The organism is Treponema pectinovorum (genome assembly GCF_900497595.1).
Taxonomy (GTDB): domain Bacteria; phylum Spirochaetota; class Spirochaetia; order Treponematales; family Treponemataceae; genus Treponema_D; species Treponema_D pectinovorum.
Genome location: NZ_UFQO01000002.1, coordinates 249,260 through 275,432, shown reverse-complemented (window position 1 = coordinate 275,432; position 26,173 = coordinate 249,260). Strand labels below are relative to the sequence as shown.

Annotated in this window: 33 protein-coding genes; 5 read left to right on the top strand and 28 right to left on the bottom strand. The window is 49.4% G+C overall.

The window, feature by feature from the left end; genetic code table 11:
* Positions 1 to 20 precede the first annotated feature (20 nt).
* The 4 genes from FXX65_RS03635 to proC all read left to right on the top strand — a co-directional run bounded on the left by FXX65_RS03635 (position 21) and on the right by proC (position 3,883).
* On the top strand, positions 21 to 557 hold the full coding sequence (locus FXX65_RS03635) for a hypothetical protein (protein WP_246104339.1): 537 nt from the start codon (positions 21 to 23) through the stop codon (positions 555 to 557).
* Positions 558 to 814: 257 nt separating this feature from the next.
* A complete protein-coding gene (locus FXX65_RS03630) occupies positions 815 to 2,059 on the top strand; it encodes a glutamate-5-semialdehyde dehydrogenase (RefSeq protein WP_147615136.1) in 1,245 nt (414 codons plus the stop codon).
* A gap of 195 nt (positions 2,060 to 2,254) precedes the next feature.
* Entirely contained in the window at positions 2,255 to 3,049 is a 795-nt protein-coding gene (gene proB, locus FXX65_RS03625; protein WP_147613448.1) for a glutamate 5-kinase, read from the top strand.
* Positions 3,050 to 3,091: 42 nt separating this feature from the next.
* A complete protein-coding gene (gene proC, locus FXX65_RS03620) occupies positions 3,092 to 3,883 on the top strand; it encodes a pyrroline-5-carboxylate reductase (protein WP_147615135.1) in 792 nt (263 codons plus the stop codon).
* 379 nt (positions 3,884 to 4,262) lie between these two features.
* Here proC and FXX65_RS03615 read toward each other — a convergent pair whose 3' ends face one another.
* The 4 genes from FXX65_RS03615 to FXX65_RS03605 form a co-directional block, all read right to left on the bottom strand.
* Positions 4,263 to 4,895, bottom strand: coding sequence for a formyltransferase family protein (locus FXX65_RS03615; RefSeq protein ID WP_147615134.1), 633 nt, complete (start codon positions 4,893 to 4,895; stop codon positions 4,263 to 4,265).
* Positions 4,888 to 5,991: a GNAT family N-acetyltransferase gene (locus tag FXX65_RS03610; RefSeq protein ID WP_147615133.1), complete on the bottom strand. Its 1,104-nt coding sequence runs from the start codon at positions 5,989 to 5,991 to the stop codon at positions 4,888 to 4,890. The genes FXX65_RS03615 and FXX65_RS03610 overlap by 8 nt, the downstream gene beginning before the upstream one ends.
* Positions 5,988 to 6,113 carry a hypothetical protein gene (locus tag FXX65_RS09795; RefSeq protein WP_281282660.1) on the bottom strand — a complete coding sequence of 42 codons (126 nt, stop codon included), beginning with the start codon at positions 6,111 to 6,113 and terminating at the stop codon, positions 5,988 to 5,990. The genes FXX65_RS03610 and FXX65_RS09795 overlap by 4 nt, the downstream gene beginning before the upstream one ends.
* A gap of 232 nt (positions 6,114 to 6,345) precedes the next feature.
* Positions 6,346 to 7,032, bottom strand: coding sequence for a recombinase family protein (locus tag FXX65_RS03605; RefSeq protein ID WP_147615132.1), 687 nt, complete (start codon positions 7,030 to 7,032; stop codon positions 6,346 to 6,348).
* A gap of 64 nt (positions 7,033 to 7,096) precedes the next feature.
* Between FXX65_RS03605 and FXX65_RS03600 the strand changes: the two genes are divergently transcribed.
* The gene (locus tag FXX65_RS03600; protein ID WP_456293461.1) at positions 7,097 to 7,291 is read left to right on the top strand and encodes a hypothetical protein; all 195 of its coding nucleotides are present in this window, start codon (positions 7,097 to 7,099) and stop codon (positions 7,289 to 7,291) included.
* A 4-nt stretch (positions 7,292 to 7,295) separates the two neighbouring features.
* On the opposite strand, the gene FXX65_RS09860 is transcribed toward FXX65_RS03600, so the two are convergent.
* From FXX65_RS09860 to FXX65_RS03485, 24 genes are all read right to left on the bottom strand, one after another.
* Complete coding sequence (locus tag FXX65_RS09860; protein WP_456293460.1) at positions 7,296 to 7,523, bottom strand: gp53-like domain-containing protein; 228 nt, start codon at positions 7,521 to 7,523, stop codon at positions 7,296 to 7,298.
* Between the two features lie 14 nt (positions 7,524 to 7,537).
* A complete protein-coding gene (locus FXX65_RS03595) occupies positions 7,538 to 8,977 on the bottom strand; it encodes a gp53-like domain-containing protein (protein ID WP_147615130.1) in 1,440 nt (479 codons plus the stop codon).
* Between the two features lie 3 nt (positions 8,978 to 8,980).
* Positions 8,981 to 9,532 (bottom strand): putative phage tail protein, encoded by a 552-nt coding sequence (locus FXX65_RS03590; protein ID WP_187116205.1) that lies wholly within the window; start codon positions 9,530 to 9,532, stop codon positions 8,981 to 8,983.
* Positions 9,523 to 10,584, bottom strand: a complete 1,062-nt coding sequence (locus tag FXX65_RS03585; protein WP_147615128.1) for a baseplate J/gp47 family protein — start codon at positions 10,582 to 10,584, stop codon at positions 9,523 to 9,525. The genes FXX65_RS03590 and FXX65_RS03585 overlap by 10 nt, the downstream gene beginning before the upstream one ends.
* Entirely contained in the window at positions 10,574 to 10,903 is a 330-nt protein-coding gene (locus FXX65_RS03580) for a phage GP46 family protein (protein ID WP_147615127.1), read from the bottom strand. The genes FXX65_RS03585 and FXX65_RS03580 overlap by 11 nt, the downstream gene beginning before the upstream one ends.
* Positions 10,900 to 11,472, bottom strand: coding sequence for a phage baseplate assembly protein (locus tag FXX65_RS03575; protein WP_147615126.1), 573 nt, complete (start codon positions 11,470 to 11,472; stop codon positions 10,900 to 10,902). The genes FXX65_RS03580 and FXX65_RS03575 overlap by 4 nt, the downstream gene beginning before the upstream one ends.
* Positions 11,469 to 12,530, bottom strand: a complete 1,062-nt coding sequence (locus FXX65_RS03570) for a hypothetical protein (RefSeq protein WP_147615125.1) — start codon at positions 12,528 to 12,530, stop codon at positions 11,469 to 11,471. The genes FXX65_RS03575 and FXX65_RS03570 overlap by 4 nt, the downstream gene beginning before the upstream one ends.
* Entirely contained in the window at positions 12,523 to 13,908 is a 1,386-nt protein-coding gene (locus tag FXX65_RS03565; RefSeq protein WP_147615124.1) for a DNA circularization N-terminal domain-containing protein, read from the bottom strand. The genes FXX65_RS03570 and FXX65_RS03565 overlap by 8 nt, the downstream gene beginning before the upstream one ends.
* Entirely contained in the window at positions 13,905 to 16,013 is a 2,109-nt protein-coding gene (locus tag FXX65_RS03560) for a phage tail tape measure protein (protein ID WP_147615123.1), read from the bottom strand. The genes FXX65_RS03565 and FXX65_RS03560 overlap by 4 nt, the downstream gene beginning before the upstream one ends.
* Before the next feature lie 148 nt (positions 16,014 to 16,161).
* Positions 16,162 to 16,476 carry a phage tail assembly protein gene (locus FXX65_RS03555; RefSeq protein ID WP_147615122.1) on the bottom strand — a complete coding sequence of 105 codons (315 nt, stop codon included), beginning with the start codon at positions 16,474 to 16,476 and terminating at the stop codon, positions 16,162 to 16,164.
* Positions 16,477 to 16,485: 9 nt separating this feature from the next.
* The gene (locus FXX65_RS03550; RefSeq protein WP_147615121.1) at positions 16,486 to 16,839 is read right to left on the bottom strand and encodes a phage tail tube protein; all 354 of its coding nucleotides are present in this window, start codon (positions 16,837 to 16,839) and stop codon (positions 16,486 to 16,488) included.
* Between the two features lie 10 nt (positions 16,840 to 16,849).
* Complete coding sequence (locus FXX65_RS03545; protein ID WP_147615120.1) at positions 16,850 to 18,322, bottom strand: phage tail sheath subtilisin-like domain-containing protein; 1,473 nt, start codon at positions 18,320 to 18,322, stop codon at positions 16,850 to 16,852.
* Positions 18,323 to 18,883, bottom strand: a complete 561-nt coding sequence (locus FXX65_RS03540; RefSeq protein ID WP_147615119.1) for a hypothetical protein — start codon at positions 18,881 to 18,883, stop codon at positions 18,323 to 18,325.
* The gene (locus tag FXX65_RS03535; RefSeq protein WP_281282659.1) at positions 18,880 to 19,344 is read right to left on the bottom strand and encodes a phage virion morphogenesis protein; all 465 of its coding nucleotides are present in this window, start codon (positions 19,342 to 19,344) and stop codon (positions 18,880 to 18,882) included. The genes FXX65_RS03540 and FXX65_RS03535 overlap by 4 nt, the downstream gene beginning before the upstream one ends.
* The gene (locus FXX65_RS03530; protein ID WP_147615117.1) at positions 19,344 to 19,784 is read right to left on the bottom strand and encodes a hypothetical protein; all 441 of its coding nucleotides are present in this window, start codon (positions 19,782 to 19,784) and stop codon (positions 19,344 to 19,346) included. Before FXX65_RS03530 ends, FXX65_RS03535 begins: the two co-directional genes overlap by 1 nt.
* A complete protein-coding gene (locus FXX65_RS03525) occupies positions 19,781 to 20,101 on the bottom strand; it encodes a hypothetical protein (protein WP_147615116.1) in 321 nt (106 codons plus the stop codon). The genes FXX65_RS03530 and FXX65_RS03525 overlap by 4 nt, the downstream gene beginning before the upstream one ends.
* Before the next feature lie 10 nt (positions 20,102 to 20,111).
* Positions 20,112 to 21,035, bottom strand: coding sequence for a Mu-like prophage major head subunit gpT family protein (locus FXX65_RS03520; RefSeq protein WP_147615115.1), 924 nt, complete (start codon positions 21,033 to 21,035; stop codon positions 20,112 to 20,114).
* Positions 21,035 to 22,018 (bottom strand): phage protease, encoded by a 984-nt coding sequence (locus tag FXX65_RS03515; protein WP_147615114.1) that lies wholly within the window; start codon positions 22,016 to 22,018, stop codon positions 21,035 to 21,037. The genes FXX65_RS03520 and FXX65_RS03515 overlap by 1 nt, the downstream gene beginning before the upstream one ends.
* 46 nt (positions 22,019 to 22,064) lie before the next feature.
* Positions 22,065 to 22,526 (bottom strand): Mor transcription activator family protein, encoded by a 462-nt coding sequence (locus tag FXX65_RS03510; RefSeq protein ID WP_147615113.1) that lies wholly within the window; start codon positions 22,524 to 22,526, stop codon positions 22,065 to 22,067.
* Positions 22,516 to 22,953 carry a regulatory protein GemA gene (locus FXX65_RS03505; protein WP_147615112.1) on the bottom strand — a complete coding sequence of 146 codons (438 nt, stop codon included), beginning with the start codon at positions 22,951 to 22,953 and terminating at the stop codon, positions 22,516 to 22,518. Before FXX65_RS03505 ends, FXX65_RS03510 begins: the two co-directional genes overlap by 11 nt.
* Positions 22,954 to 23,039: 86 nt before the next feature.
* Entirely contained in the window at positions 23,040 to 23,363 is a 324-nt protein-coding gene (locus tag FXX65_RS03500) for a hypothetical protein (protein ID WP_147615111.1), read from the bottom strand.
* Positions 23,364 to 23,381: 18 nt separating this feature from the next.
* Positions 23,382 to 23,561, bottom strand: a complete 180-nt coding sequence (locus tag FXX65_RS03495; protein ID WP_147615110.1) for a hypothetical protein — start codon at positions 23,559 to 23,561, stop codon at positions 23,382 to 23,384.
* Between the two features lie 11 nt (positions 23,562 to 23,572).
* Positions 23,573 to 24,430: an ExeA family protein gene (locus FXX65_RS03490; RefSeq protein WP_147615109.1), complete on the bottom strand. Its 858-nt coding sequence runs from the start codon at positions 24,428 to 24,430 to the stop codon at positions 23,573 to 23,575.
* Positions 24,431 to 24,450: 20 nt separating this feature from the next.
* Positions 24,451 to 26,172 carry a DDE-type integrase/transposase/recombinase gene (locus tag FXX65_RS03485; protein WP_147615108.1) on the bottom strand — a complete coding sequence of 574 codons (1,722 nt, stop codon included), beginning with the start codon at positions 26,170 to 26,172 and terminating at the stop codon, positions 24,451 to 24,453.
* Position 26,173 lies beyond the last annotated feature (1 nt).

Below are 26,173 nucleotides of genomic sequence, written 5' to 3'. Positions count from 1 at the left end.
AAAAATTATAGACTTGCCTTATGATAAAAACTGATTTAATAAGAGAATTCGTAGATTCAAAAGCGATTGAAGCTGTAGAAAAAATTATAGATACAGAAGATATTTCCGAGATAAACAGCCTTTCAACAGAGATTGCTGGAATTTTTAATACGGATTCTGACTTTGCAAACATTTTTGCAGGTGCAGATGACTCAAAATTGATTTCTTCATTCAAAAAAAACTTAACACTCTTAATTCAAAAAACTTGGGTAGAAAAAGACGACGAAACAATAAAAGAGCAGCTTTTATATAACCTTGAACAGTTTTGTGCTTATGCAGAAGACGGCAAATACAACAGCGAATACGCACGCTTTGGCCATATTTTGACCGATGTCGTTTACCTTATGTTTGGCAATATGTCAAAAGAAGAAAATTTTACCGAATACGCCTTGCGCATTGATCCACAGTTTGGAATTTTCTGGTGGTACATAAAAAACTTGCCAGAAAACGCAAACTTTTCAAACGAAAAATGCAGAGCACTCATTTTGATAGGAATGTATTTTTTGGCAAATTATTAAATGTAAACGCTTGTGTCGATACTTGCTGCTCACACTTTTTTTAACAAATATTGAAATACAAATTATTTGTGAGTGATTACTGCCAAAATACATATTCTTGAAAAAAACTAAAATCGTGTCTTGGAGATTTTTATGGATATAAACGCAATTTGTGGGTCCTTACGAAAAGCCTCTAATCGTCTTTCTTTGCAAACTGCTTTACAGTCGAGTATTTACATATTCTTGAAAAAAACTAAAATCGTGTCTTGGAGATTTTTATGGATATAAACGCAATTTGTGGGTCCTTACGAAAAGCCTCTAATCGTCTTTATTTGCAAACTGCTTTACAAAAAAATGAAGCTTTATCTTGCGTTGCGCTTTCTTTAGAAGAAAATCGTCGAAATATCCTTACGGCGAACTCGTTTGATGTTCAAAATGCACGGGATTCTGGTATGAGCGAAAGCCTTGTGGAGCGGCTTGCTCTTGATGACAAAAAAATCGATTCGATAATAAACTCCATAAATACAATAATTTCACAAGAAGACCCAGTTGGCGAAGAAACTGCTGGCTGGAAAACTCCAAATGGATTGTCCATAAGACAAATTAGAGTTCCGATTGGAGTTGTTGCTGTAATTTACGAAAGTCGCCCAAATGTTACAGCCGACGCCTTTGCACTCGCATACAAAAGCGGAAATTCAATTTTGCTGCGAGGTTCATCTTCTGCACTCGCTTCTAATATTGCAATCCTGAACGCTATAAAACAGGGACTTACTTGTTCCAAATTTGGCATTCCAGAATCGATTGAACTTGCTCCTTGCAAAAGCCATGCAGAAGTTGAAGAAATTTTAACTGCTGTTGGAAAAATTGATGTTGCCTTTCCCCGTGGCGGAGCAAAACTCATAAATACTGTAACGCAGATTGCAAAAGTTCCTGTAATTCAAACTGGAGCGGGAATTTGCCACCTTTATGTTGACCAAAGTGCAGACTTAAAGATGGCTGTGCAAATCGCTTACAATGCAAAAACTCAACGTCCGGGCGCTTGCAATGCGATTGAGTGTATAGTTGTAAACAAAGATGTGGCAAAAGATTTTCTTCCAATGCTCGCAAAAGAATTTGAGGGCAAAGTTGAATTACGCTGCGATGAAATTTCGTATAAAATAATAAGAAGTTCTGCAAAAAAAGCCTGCCCGGAAGATTTTGGATATGAGTTTTTGGATTTTATCTGTGCTGTAAAAGTTGTTTCTGATATTGAAGAAGCAATTAGTTTTATAAACAGCCACAATACAAAACATTCTGAATGCATTGTTACAAACGACCTTAACAACGCAAGAGTTTTTCAGGCAAAAATTGATTCTGCCTGTGTATATGTTAATGCGAGCACTCGTTTTACAGATGGCGGCGAATTTGGCTTTGGAGCAGAACTTGGCATAAGCACCCAAAAATTGCATGCAAGAGGTCCAATGGGAATTAAGGCTCTTACAACAACCAAATATTTGATAGACGGCGAAGGGCAAATACGATAAGGCTAGTGGCGCAAACTATAATCTAGTTTTCTCCTAAAAACTTAGCCCCGATTGCCACGAAAAGACCGCAGCGAGCACCGCTCGCGAGGACTTGCAGTAAAAGCGGGTTGCGGTACACAAATTGTGCTTCTTTTTATTGAAAAAACGCAGACACATTTTATTGCTCAACGCTTTGCCTTACATTAAGATGTGATTATGACGATTCAAGAAGCGATAAAATCTTCGCGCAAAATTGTAATTAAGATAGGTTCCAATACACTTGCAAAACCAGACGGCACGCAAAATACGGAATTTATGGCAGCGTTTGCCCGCCAATGCAAAAATTTAATTGAACAGGGCAAGCAACTGGTTGTGGTTTCTTCTGGTGCGCAAGTTTCTGGCGTTTCTACCTTAAAAGAGTGGGCACGAAAAAAAGATGTGCATTTTAGGCAGGCTCTGTGTGCCATTGGGCAAGTTGAACTTATGTCGCAATGGAGAAAAGCATTTAACGAACAAGGCTTACACATTGGGCAACTGTTATTCACAAAAGAAGATTTTGAAGATTCACACCGTTCGCTAAATATTCGCAACACGCTTTTTACGCTTGTAGACGAAGGCGCTGTCCCAATCATAAACGAAAACGATTCTGTTTCTACCGATGAATTTTCGATTGGCGATAACGACAACCTTTCTGCATTGACGGCGATTCTTTGGAGTGCAGACCTTTTAATTTTATTCAGCGATATAGATGGAGTTTTTACTGCAAATCCAAAAACAGACAAGCAGGCAAAGCTTATAGAAAGCGTAAAATCAATTTCAGAACTTCGAAATTCAATTAAGATTGGCGAAACGAACAGTTTTGGAACTGGCGGAATAGAAACAAAAATTCAAGCAGCGGAAAAAACGACTGTTTATGGAATTCCTATGTTGCTTGCAAACGGTGCTGTGCCAAATATTTTGGACAGACTTTTGGACGGGACTGCAAAGGGAACTTTGTTTTTGGCAGAATAAAATCTGCTCGAAGAAAAACATTTACAAAGGCGTGGAGTTTTTATGAATAAAATATCTTTTATTGGAATGGGAAATATGGCACAAGCTCTGGTCGCAGGCTTTATAAAAAGTCAAAAAATAAAGGCCAGCGATATATTTGCTTATGCTCCAAATCAGGAAAAACTCAGCACGAACTCGCAAAAATTTGGGTTTACTGCCTGCAAAACTTTAAAAGAGGCCGTGCAAAACACGGATACAATTTTTATCGCTTGCAAGCCCTACCATATAGACAGCGTATTAGGCGAAATTGGAAGAGATTTAGAAGATAAAGTTTTAATTTCAATAGCTTTGGGCTGGAATTTCCACGCTTACGAAAAAGCGCTTTCCGCATACACTGTAAAACCGAGAATTCAATTTGTAATGCCAAACACTCCAGCAACAGTTAGCGAAGGCGTTTTTCTGTTTGAAAAATCAAATTCGCTAAAACAAGAAGAAAGAGCAGAAATTTGGGAACTTTTTTCGACACTCGGCCTTGTAGAAGAAATTGCAGACAATCTAATGCCAATCGCTGGTGCAATAAGCGGTTGCGGACCTGCTTTTGTCGACTTGTTCATAGAATCATACGCAGATGCAGCGGTAAAATACGGACTTCCCCGCGAACTTTCATACCGTTTGGTAAGCCAAACTCTTTTAGGTTCAGCAAAACTCCAAAAAGAAACCGAAGAGCACCCGGCCGTTTTAAAAGACAAGGTTTGTTCACCAGGTGGCAGCACAATCCGTGGCGTTACAGCCTTGGAAGAAGCCGGATTTAGAAACGCCTGCATAAAATCAATCGATTGTATAATGTCAAAATAAATTGGATAAAATAGATTTTAACATGGGCAGTCCGAGCGCAAAGCGCCCGTCGGGTGTTACGCGGCTTGGTGCCCGCGGTCCTTGCGGACTTCTGCTACGCAGAACCGCTCCATACCCTACTGCAACAATCGTTAAACAAAAAAGGCTATTCGTTATGAACAGCCTCAATTTTTTTACTACTTATTTAAAAATTATGGCCAGTTTGCAGTTACATTTGTCTTTGACTGTGCTGCTGTTGTTTTAGTCCAAGTATATGGAGGTTCAAATCCTGCTTTATTTGATGTAACACGCAACGAAAAAACGCACTTTTTGAAGCGATAACTGCTCGCCTTAAAAATCACGCTATGTGCAAACGGCTTGCACATAGCGTTTTCTTTTTCTAGCCGAGCATCATAAGTTCGGGTCTGAAAAGGCGGGTGTTCTGGTCTGTGGGTGGCTCCCATGTCGCTAGGCTCTCGTCCTGCGGTGTCGCCGAATATCTGCCTTCCTCAATCATCTTCAAGGTTTCAAGCACCAATTCCACGCCGAGCGGGAACAGAGCCTCGCGCCACAAGTCCTTGTAAGTCCATTCCTTTTTCACAAGAACGGAACGCTGCAAGACGATTGCTCCGCCGTCAACCTTTTCACTAAGCTCGTAAATCGTGCCGCCAGCAACAGTGTCGCCGAAGCGCACCGTCCACTTGACCGCATCACGCCCGCGATGTCGCGGAAGAAGCGAGGGATGATAGCCCACGGCATACTTCACCTTTTCCCGCGTCTTAGTGCTGATGAAGTGGTGGCTGTGCGCCGCTATGATTACGTCCGTGCCGTCGGGAATGTCCGATGAGCGCAGTTTTTCCGAATCGATTATAACAGGACGCGGATTGTCGCAATATGCGGCTTTCTTTAGCCTGTCGTAATACTGACCGTCGGCAGGGCAAGCGACACCTGTAACGGCATAGCCCGCCTTGCACACGGCTTTGTAAACAGCCGCACCGAACGACTTCTGACCCGCAATGAAAACCTTAATCATCACGCGCCCCCTTGTATGCGAAGCCCTGCACCGCCCGGAAATGTCCTCCGAAGTGACCGCGCCCGCCAGTCATCTGGAATGCCGTCTTGCTCGCCTTCTGATAGAGAACCGCGCTTTTCTGCACCCATAGCGGAGAGCGACGCAAAGCCGCCGCCATCTGCGGATGAGAAGTGTGGAACAGCACGGGAAGTTTCTTTCCGCACCGTCCGTTTCCGTCCAAGTGCCACTGGCAGACCGCGTTCAGGAAACGAGTGCCCACGCCGCATCCCTGCCATTCGGGAAGCACGACGAGCCGCGTCGCCCTGTAGTAGCCGTTCTGGAACATTGGGGCGACCGCCACATGAGCCACTGGCTTTCCGTCAACAAGCCCTACAAAATATTGAGCCGCAACAGGCATCGGCAAGTCTAGATAATAATGTGGCTTAAAGTAGTGCCAGTAACTTCCAGTCGTCCGCATGATTTCAACATCGATTTTAGGTCGCCGAAGACACCTCCTTTTATAGACCATCTCGTTCGTGTCTATAATCCAGTCGGGTTCAAGCCATTCCAAGATGTCATAGTGCGGCGAAAGAATGACGGCTTTCCGACCAGGCTCTCGCCGCCAAGCCTTCTGGAACGCGCCCGCGCCGATTTTCGCGACCTGACGGTCAACCACGCTCGTGAACTCGTCAAGCACGACTTCCTTTTTCCCCTCAAGAAGTAGACGCGCAAGAGCCGCCCTGAACTGCTCGCCGTTTGAGAGCAAGTGGAAAGGACGAAGCCAAGAGGGAACGCTCCCAAGCCCCACGGCAGAAAGAGCGGATGTCACCGCGTTGAAGTCGCCGTCCGGCGCGATTGCGTCGATAATCGGCTTGTCCTCTGCCCACGCCTTTTTCAGGTCGTAAATGCCGCCGTCAAAAAATGTCTCGCCTATTGAAGTCTTCCCCGTTCCCGACGCGCCCACGACAACGCCAACCTGCCAGTCGAACTCGTCAATGTCGGTGTCAAGCTCGATGTCCAGCCTGTCGCCCCTCTCGGCGTTGAAAAGGCTCTTTACCCGCGCCGCACGGTATGTTTCGTAGTCAGTGCAACGCTTGTGAACGCTGATTCTTCTCATACTGCCACCACCTTAAGCCTCAAGCCCAAAGCGAGCAGCTTTTCATAAAGCGACTTCTGTTCCGATTCGTCGGTGCACAGAACCACAATGCCGTATTTCGGCTGATATACAAATTCACTCATTTTAAGTCCTCCCACGAGTGATAAAATTACACTGTCAATGGGGACTAAACCTTGAGACGGAAACAACCGATATTCCTAGTATGTTCTGGGTGGAAGCTGGTTATCCAGTAAGTGTTCGTAGCACTTGTCCGCGTGTTCCAGCACGCGGGTTTCTGCCCTTTGTTTGTATGCCTAAAGGATAACGCTTTTTGAGGTTGGGCATATATTAACGCGCATTACAATCTTCTGACAGTTACTGCCCGTGCCGCTCGAACCACTGCTTTTCCAGTATCGTCGGATGCCCGTGCTTTTTCGGCGGTTCGGTCAGCGGCTTCGGAGGCTTGTCATGGAGGTGTTGCCTGATGAACCTGTCGAGCGTGCACCATGTGACGCCCAGTTCCCGCGCGATTGACAGTTTGCTCCGTCCCTCTTTGAGCCACCGCCGTATCTTGTGGCGATGCGGGGCAAGTTTGTAATGCTGGGGTTTCTGTCCGGGAAGGCGACCAATCTGCTTTCCCGCTTTCCTTGCCCGCTCCAGCCCCTGTTTCGTCCTCTCCGAGAGAAGCGTCCGCTCAATTTCGGCGGAAAGCCCGAACGCAAACGCAAGCACCTTGCTCTGGATGTTGTCTCCGAGTTCATAGCCCTCTTTTATCGCGATGACACGCACCTTCTTCTCCAAGAGTTCCTGAAGCACATCAAGAATCATCATCAGCGACCGACCAAGCCGCGAGAGTTCCGTCACGATTATCGTGTCTCCCTCCCGCGCGTCCGAAAGCAATGTTCCGAGTTTCCGTTTCTCCGGCTTTTTCGTCCCGCTGATTGTCTCCGAAATCCACTGCACATGATGAAGCCGCCTGTAGCGGCAGAAATTCCTGATTGCGAGTTTCTGGTTCTCGACCGTCTGCCCGTCCGTCGAGACGCGGATATATCCGTAAATCATAATTACCTCCTTACTTACGGAGGATTATAAAAAGGATTTTGGTTTTAAGGCGAACGGTTTGATTGTGCAGTGGGGAGCTTACCCTAGTAAAGATGACGTTATTATTCATTTTGATATTTCTTTTTCTAATAAGACTTATGCGTTTGTTGCAGGGGGTCGAACAAGAATTGACAAACAAGAAAAAGAATATATCAGATTTTCACCAAACGCAAAAGTTGACGGCACGTTTGGAGGCTATTGGATTGCGATTGGGCTTTAACATCCTATTTTCCGATTGCAATGTAAAAACTTTTTTTGTCATTGAGATAGGTATCTTCCGCGGTAAAAACAGCAAAAGAAAAATCACTTTTGCTAATGTTATACATAGAGGCTCTCGAGCCTCTTCTGTCAAACTCGGGTGTTATAACGACAATCGGAATTGATGCAAAAGGGATTGAAAAAGAACGCTTAACAGAACTATTGCTGCACGACAACGCAGTTCCCCACTGCACCAACAAACCGTTCGTTATTTACCTATACAAAAAAACGAAAGACTTGAATTTATTATTTCGCCGGAATGGTTTGCGGAGATATTAAAACCTTCAAGATTTTTATTAAACACCTTCACCGTTCCTGAATAAGAATCAGCACCTGTGTGGGACATCGAGCCTAAAACGCTTGGAATTTCTGAGAATTTTATGGGGAAAGACACCCTCGTCGGTTCAGACCAATTTTCAGCAACATTTATCCACTGTAAAATCAAACCGTTCATCAATTTTAAATACCCTTTATCCGCTTCAAATTTAGACTCAACAATTGGAACAAGCATTCCATTTGCGCTTCCTGCATGAAAACCGTCTACGGTATCGGCGTTTCCTGCTGTTTTTGCAGAATTTACATTTTTTTTACTATCTGGAGTGTTATCAACATCCCCTAAACCAATTTTTTCTTTTGTTACAGTTTCACTTATTTCTCCTACAAGCTCGTATTGCGAACCATTATATCTGAAGGTATAAGTGCAATTCGCGGAAAGAATGGAAGATGCAACCTCCGACCCTCTGTAATAAATCGGTTTTGCTCCTGTGTTGTTTACATTCAACATAGGAGAATTTGCTGTGTTTGTCATGGTAAATTTAACGGTGATTTCAGCCCCTGTAACGAGATTAAATCCTGCACAGTCGCAGTTTTTAGCCTGTGTAGCCGCTGGTGTAGAACAAACCGCGTAATTTGTGCGGTCAGCGTTATTTTGAATTCCGTTGAATTTAAAACCAAGATGACTTTCTAGCCTTTGTTTTAAAGCATTCCAGCCTACAAGCGCACCGCCTGTCATTTCTGAATTTTCAGCACGACAAGCAAGCGGTTGTTCATCTCCTTTATCTCCCACGCGTGCAATTCCATCTTTTCCAAATCCTAAAACCCCGTTTTTGGTTCCGTCATATTTTTCAGCAACAAGACCGGCAAGTTCTTTCGCGCCGAGAGCTGTTTGCGCTCCCTCTCGCAAATGAATCATATCTTGCTTTGTATGAACGTGTTCAGCGTGTGTGATTTTGTTTTCACCTCTCTGTACAATATCCCCTTGAACAGTCAGTTTTTTTAACTCAACCTCGCCATTGATTATGTCGTCAACTTCTTTCTTGCGTGCAATATCGTCAGCTTCAACAGGAGGAGCAACTTTAGCTCTTCCTTCAGAATCTCGTTTAATCGCCTTGTTCGCTTCCGCCGTGATAGAAAAGAGTTTTTTCAACTGCTCTCCGTCCGTGTTATTCGCATTTCCTCCGAGGTGAGCAATGAGCGCATTTAGGTTGTCAATAATCAAGTTGACCGTGTTTGCATCAAGAAAACTTGGCGGAATATCCGGATTTGAAAAATCTCCGTTTGTAAATTTGCCGTTTTCATCTACGCCCGGAAATTTGACTGTTTTCCCGAACGCCGTAATTTCTTTGTTTGTAGGAAACATTCCTGCCATAATCTATTCTCCATACACGAAAAATAATACTTGATGCGCAAGCATTGCCTGTCGCACTGCGCTTTCAAACTTGTCGCGATTTTCATCCGCACATATTGCATAGATGAACGCCACCCAAAGCCCCGCTGGTGGCGACATAAAACTAAGCCCGAACTGCGTGCGGGCGAACATTGCAGGCTTATACGGAAATTCCACGCTCTTTATTGTCGCACCGTAGGCTTCGGCTATCGCTCGCAGAATTGCGATGTTCACCCCGCCTGCGCGTCGTACCCGAAGAAGCGTTCTGCGTGAATCGGCGTCAAGCCCCTCGTTCGTGCTGTCAAGGTAAATGCGTTCCCAGTCTTCAAGCGTCTCCGTGGCAAAATCAGGATAGGACTCAAGAAGCGCGTCGTTCATGCGCTTTTTGAATGCGGCAAGGCTCTCAGCCCGCGCCGAAAGCACAAGCGGAACATCACCATTCGCGTTCTCCAAAATCTTATCCCAGTATGAGCCTTGCGGGAGCAGTTTTTTTAGTGCGACAAGATATTCGCCTGTAGTGCCGTTTCCTAAATCCATGCGACATCTCCCAAAATCGGATATTGAAGTACCGTGGTGGAAATCTCCCCGCCGGGCAGTGTGAGAACAGCTTTTGAAATAGTCACGCCATCGATGATGACAGTCTGCAATGTTGATTGAGCAATCGTGCATCCCGGTTCAGCCTTCGCATTTAGGTAGACTTTGAGTCGGCTTATTACGAGGTTACGGTTCGATACGGTATCCTCGCCTTCAAGCAGCTGAATGGTCGGATTCACTTTGACAAGTTCCGGTGTTTGCACGGTAAATAGCGATGGTGGGGCTACGCTTTCTATGTACGACTGCACGGTGGCAAGGTTATGCACCTGACTCACGCCGTCAATCTGGTTTCCGTTTATGACTTGGATTAGAAGCGTTCCGAATGAATCAAAAAGTTTTATTTCGAACGCCTTTGAGACTTCCGATGAAGAGTCTACTGCCCATGCAGCCCAATCACCCGGCTTTCCGTAACGCGTGGTGTTTCGGAGCGTGGCAATGACGCGCGAAAGATACTCGTAGTCGGTCTCGCCATCCACGCCGCCCGCGATTCCGTCAGCAGCGACCTTGACGCTTGAATCAAGTCCTGCCGAAAGAGCGGAAGCCACGGTAAGTTCCGAATCCTCGTCAAGATTCGATGCGCTCCCCGATTCCTCTGCCGTTACCCATACTTCCACTGTACCGTCCTCGCCGACCGTGTACGAGCGTGATGTGAAGTAGCGTTTCCCCGCGCTTGATGTATAGACGAAGCCTTTGGGAACTGCTGCGCCCGCAACACCCGTCTGCACAACTTTTCCGGTCGCCGCGCTCGCGTAGAGCGGCGGTACTTGCAGGGAAAAATGCGCACGCAGGTACTCGCCCGTTGCAGTGTCGGGAAATATCTGGTTTACGAGAAAAGAAAGGTCGCCGAGAAGCTGGTGCGTCTCGCCCGCATCCACGGCAGCAAGCACCTTGATGATGCTGTGCCTAGGCGTTCGGTCAAGCGGCTTCAAGCGACTCATGTAATTGTTGTATGCCCTGTCTAGCAAAGTCTGCAATGTTTCCCGTTCAAATGCCATTCCAACTGTCCTTTATCTCTATCGTATTCCCGTCAGGGCGGGTGACTTCCACTCGGTAGGCAATCGTGTCGCGACCTTTTTGTTCGGCTTCACATTCGATTCCGGACGCAAGAGCATCGTCCACAAGCCATTGGAGCGAATCAAGCACCATCTGTCGGAAAGTTCCAACAGTATTTTCGTTCAGTTTCCCACTATGGCGCAGTTTCCATATTTCCGAGCCGAATTCAGCGTCAGCCCACCATCTGCCTTTGTCAGTGCCGATGCTCATAAGCACGACTTCGCGGATGTCGAGCCAGTTCTCCAGTTTTCCGACCGTCATTTTGAAACCCCCGTGCCGTGAAAAGCCTTGTCACTCTCAATGTTAGAGAAATCCTCTTTTTGCGTTACGGCAGAAAGGGCAGTTACGATTGCGGCTTTGTACGCTGCACCGCCGTCCTGAGCGGCAGTCGGGGAATTCTGCAATGCGTTGTAAACCGCATCAGTGCGGGCGGTCAGAACGGCGAGTTGCTTTTTCAGTTCCGCAGCCATTATCATGCCGCCGTTTTGTTTTCCGTTCAGTTCCACAGTTCCGTCCTGTCGGCACACCACGAGCGAACCGCCATTCGCATAGATTGCCACATCGCCGTCACTCAGGTCGGGAATATTCTCGTCATCAGCCGCCTCGACAGGAAAGACACGAACAGCGTCCAAGTTTCCGCCCGCGCAGAGGATTGTGACAGTTCCTTTTTGTGCTTTTGCCGCAAATCCGTAGGGATAGGCGGGCGAAATATTGTCGATTACACGGTTGTAAGCAGTCTGTATCTGAATTGAGCCGTCATCGTTCCGTTTTACGAAATCGCCCGGCTGGAAGATGTTTCTGATTTTTGCGGCTAGTTCGCCAATGCTCAACGATATGCCTCCGGCTTCACAAGCGTTATGTCACAGGAGAACGACTCCGTATCGGCAGTGTATTCCACCTGTGATATGAGCATATTAGCATTTACGCCACAGGAAGGTAGTTTAACTTGGATTAAAAGGTTCACTTCCCAAAAAATTTCCTTGTGGTATGTGCCGCCGAGTTTCCGTATCTGCTCCTCGGTCAAGCCCCAGCCTGAGAGCGTGCAGGTGATTTTGTCCTCGCGCCGCCGAAGCATTTCTGTCTTTGCCCGCCTGTCAAGCTTTTCTTGGTCTACGATGAATTCGGAAAGGTTTATCGTGAGCTTTCGCTTGTTGGGGCAAGTCCAGTCGGTTGCCTTGCCTTGTCTTCCGCCACTGTTTACGATGTATTCGTGAAATTGCTCCGCCCCGCTTTCATGTCGGCGCGGTTCTCGGACATTAACGCCCTCTTCAACGAAAAATCCCCAGTCGCAGATTCCCCGAGCCGGCTTTTCTATGTACAGCCCGCCGAGTTGGTTTGATGTGATGATTAGCCCCTGCGAGTCGGCTACGGTGAGCAGTTTTGCCCACGGGCTTTCGTTCTCCCAACTGAAAGAAAAAACAGGCTTGGTGATGTCGCCAGCCGTTGTCGGAAGGCAGATTACGTCTTCCTTGTCAAAGCCGAACTCGCCCGCAATCTGCCTGAGAATTTCGAGCAAGGTTGGCTGACCGAGTACCGCTTCGCTCCACTTGCTGTCGATTATGTCTCGTGCTGCGCTCCGACCTATGACCGTGATGACATGCTTCTCTTTGTCGGTTTCTTCGTCTATGTCGTCGATATAGACTGTAGTGACGGGATGGAAGCCGTACTTTCCGCCGTAACTGTCGCGCCCTTCGGTTATATACTGGCTCAGAAAACGCACTTGTACGATTCCGTGCTTGTGGAAATTCGCGCGTTCGGCTTCGGGAATATTAACCTCTACATAGTGGCAGATTTCATCAAGCGACTTTCTGACCATAACGCGCGTCCACGAAACATTGATGTATTTTTTTGCACTGGAATTCCAGACTGCTACGGCAACCTCAGACATAAATCACGCTCCCCTTTATGCGGAACGAATCCGCGACTGCGTTCAACGTTCTGATTCGTTCCGCGTCACAGCCGAGATATTCCGCAAGTGCAAGTAGCGGCATAGCCTGTCTGATTTCCCGCGTCAGTTCCACATCGTAGCTGAACGATAGCAATGTCTGCGCACAAGCCGCGCGACATTCGTCCACAGCCGCATAAATGTCCGAATCTTCTAGGGAAAGCGACTCTTCAAGTTTTTGGAACAGCGACCAAAGCCCCTTCTGGCTCTCGTAGGTTTCCGTACTCGCATCAAGTCTTGTGAGAAGCAGTGCGCATACACCGAAAGATGCCACACGGTACAGGTTTTCAAGCGCGGTCTTTGTGTTGTGTTGCATTTCGGTGATTGCCTCTTCGTCGATTGTGTATGTTGCCGCCGAAAGAAACTGCATAAGCGCGTTTTTTTCGTTCCGCTTTATGAACTGTTCTGCGGGATTTGTGTTTGAGTCACCGTCATCACTGTCGCTGCTCCCACTGGAAGTAGAAGTGTCATCATCATCGCTCGCAAAATATGAGGCGGTTTCGGCAATGGCATTCTTGATTTCGAGTATTCCAGATGCGATTCCGAACACGGCGGACACAAAGGCTTGCGCGAGTTCTTTTGGGGCGCGGATTCCCTGCGCAATCAAATTCATAACGGAATTCACTTTGTTCGTCATGTCGTTCATTATGCTTCGCGCTCCCTGCACCCTGCCGATAATGCTTGCAAGTTCTTTCGTCATTTTCCCGAATCCCGATGCAAGCGTGTCGATGTCTTTCGATTTTTCCACGGCGGTTTCGAACACGGATGCAGCCGTACTTTTTAGCGTCTCTGCCGCTCCATCGACATTCATTGCCACAAAACTTTTCGCTGCTTCGTCAAAACGCTTCGTGTCGGAATAGCCCGCCCTGACAAGTTCAATGGAAAACTCGGACATTCCTGTTTTTGACTGTTCTTCATCTATATTCCATTTCTTCACGACAACCTTGAACCGCCCCCAGAGCGGAAGCTCTAGCCAGCCGGGATTGTCGTCGTCCGTTGCGATGCGCAGGGCTTCGGCAAGTTTGTTGCGTTGCGCGATATATGACGAGCCGATGACATGTCCTTTGACCGTTATTGTCTGAGTTTTTTCACCAAGCTGCTTGTTGCTCCAGAAACCATGCGGGTATTCTGCCGTGTCCACATTCTGCCCGCCTGAGAGCGATATTGAGTCGTAGGCAAATACGACCGGTTTTCCTTCTGGTGCCTGATATGAGGAAAGACGGTGTGTGTCTTCCGTTTGTCCGTAAGCCTCGCGCCAAGAATTGCTGTATGGTCTTGGGAGAGATGAATCGAAGTTGAGTGCCGCTGACGATGTACTCATAGCATACTCCTTGCCTCAACCGCGCTTCCTGTGTTCACGCGAATGTTCCTTGCCGTGTTGTTTGCTGTTTCGGCTGTAAGCGTTGTCCGAGTGTCAGTAAGCGTAAGGTTTAGGTTCACATCGGCAGAGCCTGAAAGTTCGGCTGTCGTGCCTGTGAACGGCTGATTTCCTGTCATATACTGGTTTGTCAGTTCGGACGGGAGCATATCAGCGGAAATTGAATTTTCGGGCAGTTGATTTATAAGTGTATCTGAAATCTGTTCTTCATCATTTCCTGCAACTGCGCTTCCGATTCCCTCTCCGATTGCACGACCTGCTTTTCCGCCAAGCCAGGCACCCAATGCACCGATTCCCGCACCAACAAGTGCGCCAACGGCTGTTCCAAGTACAGGAACTATAGAGCCGATAGCCGCTCCAGCTGCCGCTCCTGCAGCGACACCCGCAGCACCGCCAACGGTAGCACCGACTACAGTTCCCGCAGCGTCTCCGATTGCGCCGCCTTTCATCGTTGACTTTTCTTTGTTTGTCAGAGTTTCATCTGCATTTATGGCGGCAACTTCATTCACGGCATTTGGAATGGCGACAAGTGCAGTTCCGATTCCAGCGGCAGCACCACCCATAGCCATTTGAGTTTTTGTTGTGTTTTGTAAAGCCTGTGAAGCCGCTCCGCCCATTCTCTGGAGCGTATTTCCCTGCGAACCCGCGTTAAGCGGAGTTCCTGCGGGCTGTCCTGTCGGTGTTCTGCCCGCCGTTGTGTTTGCCGAGCCAGTAGACGGAAGAGGGCTTGCACCTGCCTTGCCGCCCCAGTTGGTAACATACACGGGCATTCCCATGTCGCCCGCACCACCCATGCTCACAGAAAGGTCTGTTTTGCCGCCGCCTTTTTTTAGCGACACGAAACTTGACACAAGGTTCATCACGCTTGCAAGACCTTTGACGGCGGCGATTGAGCCGATTCCGACCGCGATTCCAGTAAAGATTCTGTTGAATGCGTCGGGGTCTTCCGCAAGACGGTTCAAGAGGTCTGTCAGTTTTTCAAGTGGTTCTGTAAGTTTTGCGTCCGCAAAGCGAACAAAAGCTGTCTGGACTTGTTGCAAGTTTGCGGCGAGCGTTCCTGCCATAGTCGCGGATTTCTGCTCCATCGCACCTGTCGTGTCGCCCAAGTCCATCAACTTCGGATACATATCATTGTAGAAGTTTGAGTATGCGCGGATTGCTTGCATTGAAGTCTGACCGAAGATGTTTCCAAGAAAATCCGTGTTTCCGACTTTTTCCGAAACTTTGAGCAAATCCGCCATGATGTCATTGAAGTCGCGGAATTGCTCCGCATCATCACGGACGCGCACACCGATAGCCATGAGTTTTTGTTGCTTGTCAGGACTGCTCAATTCCGACATTGCAGAGCCGAGTGCTGTAACCGCTATCTCCGCGCTCTTCGTACCCATCATAATAATCTGCATGGCAGCATTCGCGCGTTTAATGTCGTCGGGGGCAGTGCCTATCGGAGAATATGCGGAAATGACCGCAGAACCAGCTTTAGCGAATTCGCCGAAAGTAAATGCGCCTTGGTCGCCCTGCTTGACCATATCGTCCATAAGTTTGGAGATTTGGTCAGCCGTATATCCGAACTTTTGAAATTCCGCAAACACAGAACCGATAGACGCTCCCTGTTCCCCAGTTGCCTGAATTGCAATGGCTATATTGCGGATGTTATCCTCGGTATATTTGAGGTCGCCTGTTTTTGTCATAACGACATCGAGAGCGTCGTTTATGCTTGTGGTGTCTATTTTTATGCTTGAATCGGAAGCCGCCTCAAAAACCTTTTGCTTGAGTGCGTTTACTTGTTCCGCCGATGCGCTTGCGGTCAGCCCGATTCGAGTAAGTCTGTTGTTTAAATTGATTATTTCTTTTGTGGCAGCACCCAAAGAAAGCGAAACGCCCAATGCGCCCGCCGCCGTGCCAAGTCCTGAAAATGCTTTGTCTATGCCTTGAATTGCGGAAGCAGCGGACGATGCGAATTTCTGCACCGTGCCGCCAGCGTCCTTTATTCCCTGAGAAAACTTGTCTTTCAAAAAAAACAGTACGCCCGCCTTAATCTCGTTCATCTATGTCCTCTCAGTCGTTGTGTTTTTGTGTGCCAGTATTTGAGTTCGTCCCATGTAAAATTCATCACGGTTTCGTAACTCATACCGTTAAGAACAGCCAGCAAGTCCACGACCATGCTTGCCACACAGTCTTGGACTTGCTCTATTGTTAAGGATTCTGCTTCGCCGTTTCCTCTGCTTCCGCGTCCGCTTTTTTTTGCGGTTTGATTCCGAAGAATTTAAGCCACGCTTTTTGAAGTTCCACACGGATAACAGCCCAGTCTTCAATGTCGATTGCCGAAACTATGACTTCTGGTTCTCCTGTAAGCGCGGAACACAATGCTTGGTCTGCGCCTATGGAATCGACGGCAAATCCGTCAGTCCGCAAAAAATCGCGGACTTTAGGACGATGGAAGTTCAACTGCTCAACGGTTCTTTCTCCCACCGTAACAGGTGTTTTAAGCGTATATTTCCATTCTTCCATACGCGCCCCTTACACCAGTTTCTGGCTTTTTGCCGAATGGTACTCAATGTCGAATTCGCCCTTGCCGAGTTCGGGCATATCAACCGTCCACGCCTTTGGCATCACATACTGGCTTCCGCTCGTGGTGTAGATGGTGAGCGTGTCGTCCGTGGTGTTGAAAGACTGCGGGTCAATCGAAGCGTTGAGTTTCAACTTCAATTCGGCGTGGGTCGGCGTTTCCACGAAGTATGTGTTTTCGGGCTGCTCGCCGTCCTTAGTCTCCCGCTGATAGCCCGACGGCTTGAATGTGCCACCGTCAGCCTGAATCGGCAGCTCGCCTAAATTTGCCGAAACCACGCGGTTTACTTTGCTTAATCCTGCCATTTCTCGCTCCTTACTGGAATTGGTTCAAGCCCGCACCGATGTAGAACTGACCGATGAGGACTGGTCTGTGCTGATATTCAAGCCGTGTCTTTGAACCCGACTTGACTTCCACAAGAATTGAATCCTTGTATGCCTCGAACTCCTGGCACCATTGGACTTCCTGAATGAAGTAGGACTGGTAGAGTTCCGCAAGGAAACTTCGCCATACGCCCGGTGTCATGACCTTTGAACCCGCGCCGAAATTCTCCTCAGTCCGCGCGAGTTTCCAAGTCTTGAACCGCTTGCGGGCTTCCTGATTGATTTTCGTGCGGATTGCCGAGACGGTCTCCACCACCTGAATGTCAAGGTAGCTCGTGTCACGCGCACCGTCGGTGTTTTCCGTGTAGCTTGTTACAGCCCGCTCAACGAGCATTGTTCCCGTGCTGTCAAGGCGATAGGTACAAATGCCATTTTCAAGCATGGTCTGCCTGTCGTTGAAGCCGAACTCGTCAGCCGCCAAATCGTCAATCTCGATGTACGTTGTGTTTGCAGCCGGGTCGTCGGAAAGTCTGCGCGAAAGAACCGCGCACCATGCCGCCGCCCAGACTGCCGGATGTTGCACGGCGTTTCCGCGCGGAACAAGGATGATGTGCGGGCTGTTGATGGACTGCGCCGCATAGAGCATTGTGTTCTGTGTGGAAGTGTCGCCGAGTTCGCCTGAAAGGGCAACGAAACAGCGACCGTCAATCTGGCGGAGCGCGGTATATCTGTCTTTCAGCTCGGCAGCAAGTGCCTTCAAGTTTGTAGAATCTGTGAATTCGCTTGCCATATAGTGGTAGCGAACCGCACCAAGATTTTCGAGCGGTTGCTCGATTTCCGGCGAGAGAGTGCCAAGAACCGCAGTTTGTGCGGTGATTGTAACGCCGCTTGCGTTGCTTTCGATTGCGACCGTGTTGGAGTTTCCTGTAACGCCCTTTACCACCGAGCTGACCTTTACGGAAACCTTGCTTGTTTCCGTGTCTGTTACAACCTCGGCTTCAACAGGACAGTTTTCCGCTCCGTTGATTGCCGCTGTGATTGCTGCGGCAACTGCTTCGGCGGTCGCACTTTCCGCAACTGCCGCCGAAAGTTTCGTTCCGTTCAAGGTTATTGACACAGAGCCGCTTGCCGCATTGCTTGCCGCAACCGCAAAACTTCTGTTCCACTTCGTTCCGGCTGTCGGCTCTACAATCGGAAGAACATAAAGCTCTTCCGTCGTGTTGTGCGAAAGAAATTCCGCCGCCATTACCGAAGCAGGGCTTCCGTTCCCGAACAGGACTTTAGCCTTGTCCGCGCTCCGCACCTGAACGGCTTTTCCTGCGGTTGCAGTTCCACTAGCCGCCATCGTGGCAATCATAAGGGCGCGTTTCACATCGCTCACGCTTCCCGCAAGCGAATTGTCGATTTCCTGATACTGCCCAGGAACGAGCAGCGAAGCAGGAATTTCAGTAAAAGGTATTGCCATTTAAACCTCCATATCTGCCTTTGAGCCGACCGCCCGTTCCTCAACCTCAAGAGTTCCGTCCGCGCCTTCAAACATTTCAAGTTCATCGTCCGTCGCAATAGTTCCTTCCGGAATCTGTGTCGCACGGACATTCCAAGTCCAAGAGACAGCCCACATTGATATATTGATGCTGTCTAGCGTTCCTGTGTACAGGTTCTCCGCTTCAATGTCCGTTACATCTGTTCCATTGTAAACCGAACCATTGGGTATATTTCTGATAACTGGGATTAAAAGAGAAGTGAGTTTAAGCCCCTCGTCATAGATTTTGTCTGCGTTGTTTGCCCTCACAAGCACCCAGCTCACAAAACGGCACTCCGAGTTGTCCGTTCCCTCGCCGTCGTTTATCTGCATGAGCGATGTAAGCACCGCCGGAGCTTGGGTGGCAAGCCGCCTGATTTCCTGCTCGGTGAATCGCCCCGCGTGTGGGGCAACCTTCAAGTTCTTGAACCTATCTTTGGGAAATCCGTCCTTTATGAGCCTTATGGCTTCATCCCTTATGTCAAGGTAATTGTATCTGCTCATGCCGACCGCCTTTCCAAGAATCCGTTTATGATTCCGATTATTTCCGTCTTGTCGTCCGCACTCAAACCGAGATACGGTCGGGCGGGAATGTTGTTCCACATATAGCCGAACTGATGCACGGCTGCATAAATCTTCGTCGCGCCCACAAGCACTTTCCAAGAATCCGCCTGTTGGGTGAGCGAATCCATCAATCCGCCCTGCCGCCAAAGAATGCCGTTGTACGGATTCGGGTCGCTGAACTTTTTTCTGTAGTAATCCTTTGTGGACTGGGCTATGTCCGCCCAGTCGTCGCCGTCCGGCGTTTTCTTTTCAGCAAACCTGTCTTTGGTTTGCGTTATCATTTCCTCACCGACATCACCGAGCAGCTGCTTGCGTTCGCTTGGTGTCAGAGCCATTTTGTTGAGCCTAGAACATAAAGCTCTCAGCTCGTCGTCCTGTACCGTTACAACTGCGCCAGCCACTAGAACAACCGTCCTTTCTTGAAGAAGCGGGTTTCGGGGATTCCGTTCTCCTCGTCCGCCTCAACGACAAAACTTTCCTGCAAGCCAGGTCCGGAAAGACCGCCCTTGTATTCCTTGTCGATTTTCTCGATAAGGCTCATGGTCGTCTTGAACCATTCCCTCTCGTCCTCGCCCGATGTCACCGTGTCGGTCAGTTTGTGCCGGGCAATATCGGCGCAGAACGAACGGGTTGCAAAATCGAACTGTGGCGGAATGTCGTCGCGTATGTCGCCGTTTTCTTCATCAAGAAGCCACGGAAGACACGCAACGATTATTCCGGTCGCGTCGGCAAGTGCGATTTCTATGCGCTTTGTGTCTAGGTTTTCGCCGTCTGAATCAAGAGGGAGCGTACCTGGTGGGAGACGATCCTCTAGCTCCGTTGCCGTCAAAAGCGACTTCATTTAGAGTCCTTGACTTCAATCCACTTGTCACCCTTGATGCGCTCCACGCAGTCCTCGCTCACTTCGTATTCTGCGAATGTCTTTGTGAGCGTAAGTCCGCATCGGTGGTAGTGCGGCGTGTGGCTTTTGTGGCGGAGCGTCAGCTTGACCGTCTTTGCCTTTTCCTTTTCGGAATCGGCTTCGCCCTGTTGTTCTGTTGTTTCAGAATCAGCGGGTTGCTCCGTCTGTGCGTCTGTCTGATTTTCAGCAGTCTGCTGAACTTCGCCGTTCTGCACGACGGTCTGTTCTTTTTCAGCTTCGGTTTTCCTGTTTGCCATGTCCTACTCCTTATGAAAGCCACGGGTTGACGATGAGTTCAACCACATGGTAGTTGATGTTGCCTTCGCCGTTTTCGAGCGTGTCGCGTTCCAAGATTTTTCTTGCCGCAGCTTCAAGGCTTGCGGGAACGACAAGCGCGGTGGGTCTGATTCCCATCGGGTCGCCGCCGTCGCGTTTAAAACTCTGCGATTGTGCAAGAGCCGCTTCGAAGTTGTCCGCGTTGAGTTCGGCTTTTGAAGCCAAAGCCTGCTGCCACAAACCGTAGCCGAAATTTCCGCGCCAGCGGATTCCGTACTGATACAAATCTTTGGTGAACACGGTGTCGTTCTTCGTGTCGGTGATGGATTCCATCTCCATTCCCGTGCGCTGCTGGAGAATGAACGGCTTTAGCGGGCGGTTCAAGGAAACCAAGAACCAAGCCGAGCCGCTGTCTGAATTGGTCTTTTTGTAGATGTTTGAAACAAGGGATTTTGTTCCAGTTCCGTCGGCATTGGCGAAAACAGGATGTTCCTCGTCAAAGAATTTCTGACCGTCGTAGCAAAGCGAATCAAAGCCGTCTTTGAGCAGAGCCGCAACCCTGCGGTCAAGGAAGTCGTTTGCTTCCTGACCCATACTCTGCGCGATTGCCGAATACTGACCGAGGTTGTCGTCCTCGATGTCCGCACGGTCTACGCCGAGCGTGGACTCGTACTTCTTGTTTTCAATCGCGTAGCTGGATTCAGACATCGATTTTACCACGCGGTCGCCAACCCATTCGCGCATCTGCGGAAATTTCGAGAGCCAACCGTAGGTGTTCGTTTTGCTTGTTGACTTGACTTCCGTCACAAGCCTTTTGTACAAAGAATTTGCGTTCGCGTTCTGGAACGCAATCTTGAATTCCCCGCGAACTGTCGTGCGGAGAGTGTCCAAAGTAGCGTTTGAGATGATTGCCATTATTTACCTGCCTCTTTGATTTTGTTCCAATCTTCTTCCGTGTAGCCCATAGAAGAAGCCCAGTCTTTTTCAGCCGCGTTCAGCTCCGTTTTTTCCTTGCCGTCGGGGGCTTTGTCGGGAACTTGTGTTGCCCCGGTGATTGACGGAGTGGCTGCCACAATCTTCTCGAACTTGGCGAAGCCGTCCTCGCTTGCACAAAGTTCCATGTAGACATCCTTGCTTGCGGGGGCAATCTTTCCGTCCTTTACAGCCTGTTCAACGGCTGCCGTTGCCTTTGCCTTCAAGTTCGCCGCATTCAGTTCCGCGTAAGACTTTTCGGCTTTTTCAGCGCGTTCCTGCATTGCGGCGAGGTCTGCTCTTGGCGCGTAGGCGGCAAGGTCTACGCCCTTGCTCTGCGCTCCGTTCAGCTCGGTCTTGAGCTTCGCGATTGCCGCAAGAGCGTCCTGTGTTGTAGCCGTTTCGGGAATGCCCAAAGCGGCACAAAGTTCTTCGTCCATATTTTGCTCCTCCTCAGTTTCCTGAGATGAATTTAATGCCGGGTTGTCAAGGTTCGGGTTGTTCGTGAGAGCAGCCCGCAAAATTTCGGTGATATTTCCCTCCTTGTCGCGGGTAAACACCGGGCTTATGTACCTGTATTCCTTATTCCTGATTGCCTGTTCGCCGCGCGAGTTCCATTCCACATCAGCCCAGATTGAGCCGTCCGTTTCTGCGGTGAAATTCTTGAACCACCCGAAAGCCGGGGCTTCGCCGCCGTGCGGAGCGGAAAGGTCTGTCGAATGGTTCTCGTCGATTACACAGCCATTCCTCACCGTCACTCGGTCGCTCGCATTCATCTTGGCGCAGAGCGACAAGGGGTCTGAGTTCTTCCACCTGCGACCGTCAACACCGACAATCTCTTTTCCCGCCGGGAGAATCTGAATGCGGCAGGGGATTTTTCCGTCAAATGAGTTGAGGCATAAAAAAAGGCTATCAGTAGTTTTCATACTGATAGCCTAACTCTTTTTTCTGCCGAACATAGTTTAACCGCCGTTACAATTCGTCAAACAATGACGGTTGATTTTTTTCCTGCCGCAATTCAACGGCTCGCGCCCTAAGCCTGTAAATCTGCGTGAATGTTATCTTGTATTCCCTGCAAAGCTCGCCGCGCGATTCGTCTGTTCCGTCATAACGCTCATAGATTTCTTTTGCGACCTCATCGCGGAATGCCCGCACCTCCTGCGGAATATACACTTGAACGCCGCCGAACTGCGACATAATCACATCAAGCATGATTTCCGCCGTTCCGTCCCCCACAGCGTCCGCAAGGATTCCGAAAAGTTGCTCCGCCGTCTTTGAGTTGTCGCGCTTGAACTTCGGAAGGAAAATCATCTGACCGCCGTAATACTGGCAGATTGCACGGATTCCCTTGACGGCTGTCTCATGCTCGCCCTTGCCGAGCCGTGCGGAACAGGAAGCCACCATTTCGGCGGTAAGATTCAGTTCATTTGTCATTGCCGCTCTCCTTGTGGTCGGGGTTGTAGCCAGCGTCCGCCATCATCTTGCGCAGGGCAAGAATTACTTTCTGCGCATCCTTCTTGTCCATGAATCGCGGGTGGTCTGCCCCGGTTATCCGCTTTATGAACCTATACAGGGCACGGTCTGACTTGTCGCGGGCGACCAGTTCCCACATTCCCTTGATGTAGTCCATCTGCTCTTTTTTCGTGTCCCATCCGAGTTCAATTTCCTTTGTCTCAAGTTTCTTGACGCGGAAGCCCAGTTTCTTCGTTGCCCTCAAAACCTCGTCCAGTTCAAAAAGCGTCATGTCGGAGCAACTTGATTTCTTCGCCGTGCTTTCCAAGACCGCCCGATAATCTTCTTCCGAAAGACCCACCTGAGCCTTCGCAATGTGAATCAGCTTAATGAGTTTTGACCTATCCAATTTGCCGCCCCTTTTTCACTCCTTGCCGAGCCGAAAAATCACCCCGCCAACGCTCTTTGCAGTAGTGCGAAACGGGGTAATTTGGTTTATTTGATACTTTTCCCGATTCTTGCTTTTTGCGCCTCTGTGAGTTGATTTCTCTGCATCACGCTTTCCATCGCAAAAGTGGCAAACGACTCAATAGAGCCGAATCTTTTTTGCTCCACATAGCCCGCAAGTTCTCGGTAGTTGTTCACATGGAGCGTGATTGTCTTTTTGTCCTCATTCGGTTCAAGCCAGTTAAACGCGGCTTTGACAACTTCGCTTTTCGCAAGAACCGAAACGCGACCAAGCCCGCGCTCCTCCGCCATTCTCTCCAGAGCCTTGTACTGCTCGTCCGTGACGGTAATCAAAACTTTCTTTCCACCCATTCTCAATCCCCCCCTTCATCAGTGATGTTGCTCTACTTGTGCGCGAAACCTTTTTTCCTGCCATTCAAGAAGACAGCCGTCAACCATTTTTTCAAGCGATTTTGCGGTCAGCAAGTCTTCCTTGTCTCTCGTGCTGAAATACTTGATTTGTGCAAACCGCATCTGCTTGACCATTGCAAAGAATTCCTCTACAACCATTTTCCGCCCCCTTAAAGCGAATTGACCACATCGCGGTCTACCAAGTCCGCGCCAAGCTCGGCGCAGGCGTTCATAGCCATGCGCGTCCAGTTGTTTATGAGGAGCGGATAGCCCACGCTGTAGACCACATTGCGCCGTGTCTGCTTGCGAAGCCGCTCGGCGATTGCCTCGCACCCTTCGTCCGTGATGATTTTTGCACGTTCCTTTCCGAGCCGCTTGAACTTGATGTCAAGGTAGTCTGCGATTTCTTTTCCAGTTCCGAGCGGTTTGAGTTCAAGCACTTCAATTCGGCGGATAACCTCGCGGGCTTCCCAGTTCTGGCTTTCGTCAAGTTTGGCTTTCATTTCCGTCTGACCGATAAGCACGATTGCGAGCAGTTTCTTGAAGCCGTCCTCCAGCTCCCAAAAACGCTTCAAGTATTTGAGCGTCCAGATGTTGAGGTCGTGCGCTTCCTCAATCATGAGAACATGGTTGTAGCCCGCGCGTGAGCTGTTGGTAAGAATAAGCTCAACCTGTCGGCTCTTTGCCTCCAGTGTTCGCTTGGGCTTTTCCGCCGAGCAATCTTGAATGATTGCGTCGCAGATTGCGCTCGTTGTGAGCCGTGCCTTGTCGATTGAGTGCGGCGCGACGATTTTGATTTTCTGACCTTCCGCTTGGATTCTGTCCATAGCGTAGCGGCGGATTGTCGTCTTTCCGCTGCCCGATTCTCCGAGCAGGGCGACCATGCCGCCCACCTTTGCGGTCTGATAAAGAAACTCCGCAATAAAGCGGGTTTCGTCGGTGAGGTAGACATCATCGGCTTTGGTGACATCTCCGTTGAATGGGTCTTGGAAAAGACCGAATTTTTTATACGCTTTCATCGTCAGCATACTTTCATCTCCTTTTGGCTTTACGCCATCTTCTCGGCGGTCACGCCGTCGTATTCTGCAACCAAATCATCGACCATCTGAGCGGGAACTCCGTCGGGATATTCCTTTTTCAGATAGGAAATGAAACCGTCAGGCAGGTAGCCCGCCCTTGCCTTGAATCGTTTCGCCATCTCCACCGTGCTGATAAGAATGTCGTGGACTTCCACAGTTCCGGCGGCAATCTCAACTTGCTTTCCGGTCTGCGTCTTGAGCCACGGATTCTCCTCGTTGCGGATAAGGCTGTGCGTCTTGAATCCCTGACCGTCCGTAATGCCCGCGAACGGAACTGCGGACTTGTCGTCAGCCGCCGCGATTTGTGCAAGTGCCTTCGTGTTCTTTTCGCGCAGGGTGTCCGGGAGGCTCTTGTATTCCTTGCCGAACACGGGCGCGTCAACATCAAAGCCAGCCGCATCGTATTCAATCGGCTTCACCTCGTAACTTACGATTTCGCCCGCGCCGTCCTTGTAGCTCACGAGCGTAAGCGCGTCATCGGAAACAAGAATCGGCTGGACGTTCACCGTCTGACCTACCATGATGTCGGGGAGGTGAGACAGGCTGTAGCGCGTGGCGGTCTTCCGCTTGGGATGCACAAAGCTGATTGCAAGGTCGCCGCCCACCGTGCGCACCTGTATTCCTGTCGTGAAAATCTGGCGGCAGATTTCCGCGTCGGGAAGCTCGCGCAGCTGGTCTTTCTCTATCCAGTTCCAAAGCTGAGTCCTGCTCCCGATTTTCTTTCCGTTGCGGATTATCCGCGTATCGCGCCCTTCAAGGGCGTTTGCGTTGAACGCCGCGCACCACCTTTCCGCCGCGTCGTTCAGCTCCTCAATGGAGCTCACAGGCTCAAGCCTCAGAAGACTCTCGAACTGCCGCTCCACTATGTCGTTTGACTTCTCCACCTGTCCTTTCGCTCGCGGGTTTCCGGGCATGTGCGGCTTAGTCTCCACGCGGAGAGCCTTCAGCGCGTTCGTCACCGGCTTTGAGATGTTTGCAGAGCCGCAGTCCCAAATCAGCAGTTCCGGCAAGCCGTGGAAGTTGTAGAGCGGGTCGCTCTTCTTCCCCCACGCATAGAGCAAAAAGTCGTACATGTTAGCCGAGTTCTCGCCCGCCGCCGCGTAGTATTTCACGCAGATTGTCCCGGAGAAGTGGTCTGTCAGCACATACCGCCAGCACTTCAAGCTCTCCCTGCCTTCAAGGAACGGCTTGTTTTTGTAGACCTCATCGTCGCGCAGGAATTTCTGCCCGCCGTTCGGGGCAAAGTACATAAGAGCCACGGAAGGGTCTGCAAAATGCACTTGGTTCGGGTATTCCGTCCTCATGCGCTGGTAGGGGCTTTGCTTCGCCGTGCTTTCCGTGGAGAGCGTCCGGCTTTTCAGAAGCCCCGCGAGCTGCCTGTTCCCAATCGGAATGTCGAAGCCGTTCTGCATCATAATGCTCCTTGCATTCTCAATGCTCATCGTCTTTTTGCCGTTCTTTCGGAGGCTGTTCTGCAAAAGGGCGGCGACGGCACTAAGATTCTTTTCGCTTATGCTCGAACTGCCCGCGTCGCTCCTTTTCTTGCGGTTGCTTTCCCACCCGCATTCTTTGAGCGCACGGTACGCGCTGTCCTTGCAGAAACCGAATATACGGCACATCTCGGCTATAACCTCGCTCCGCCCTTTTGCCGTCCGCACCGCGTTCATTTTCAGAACAAAATCCTCATACACG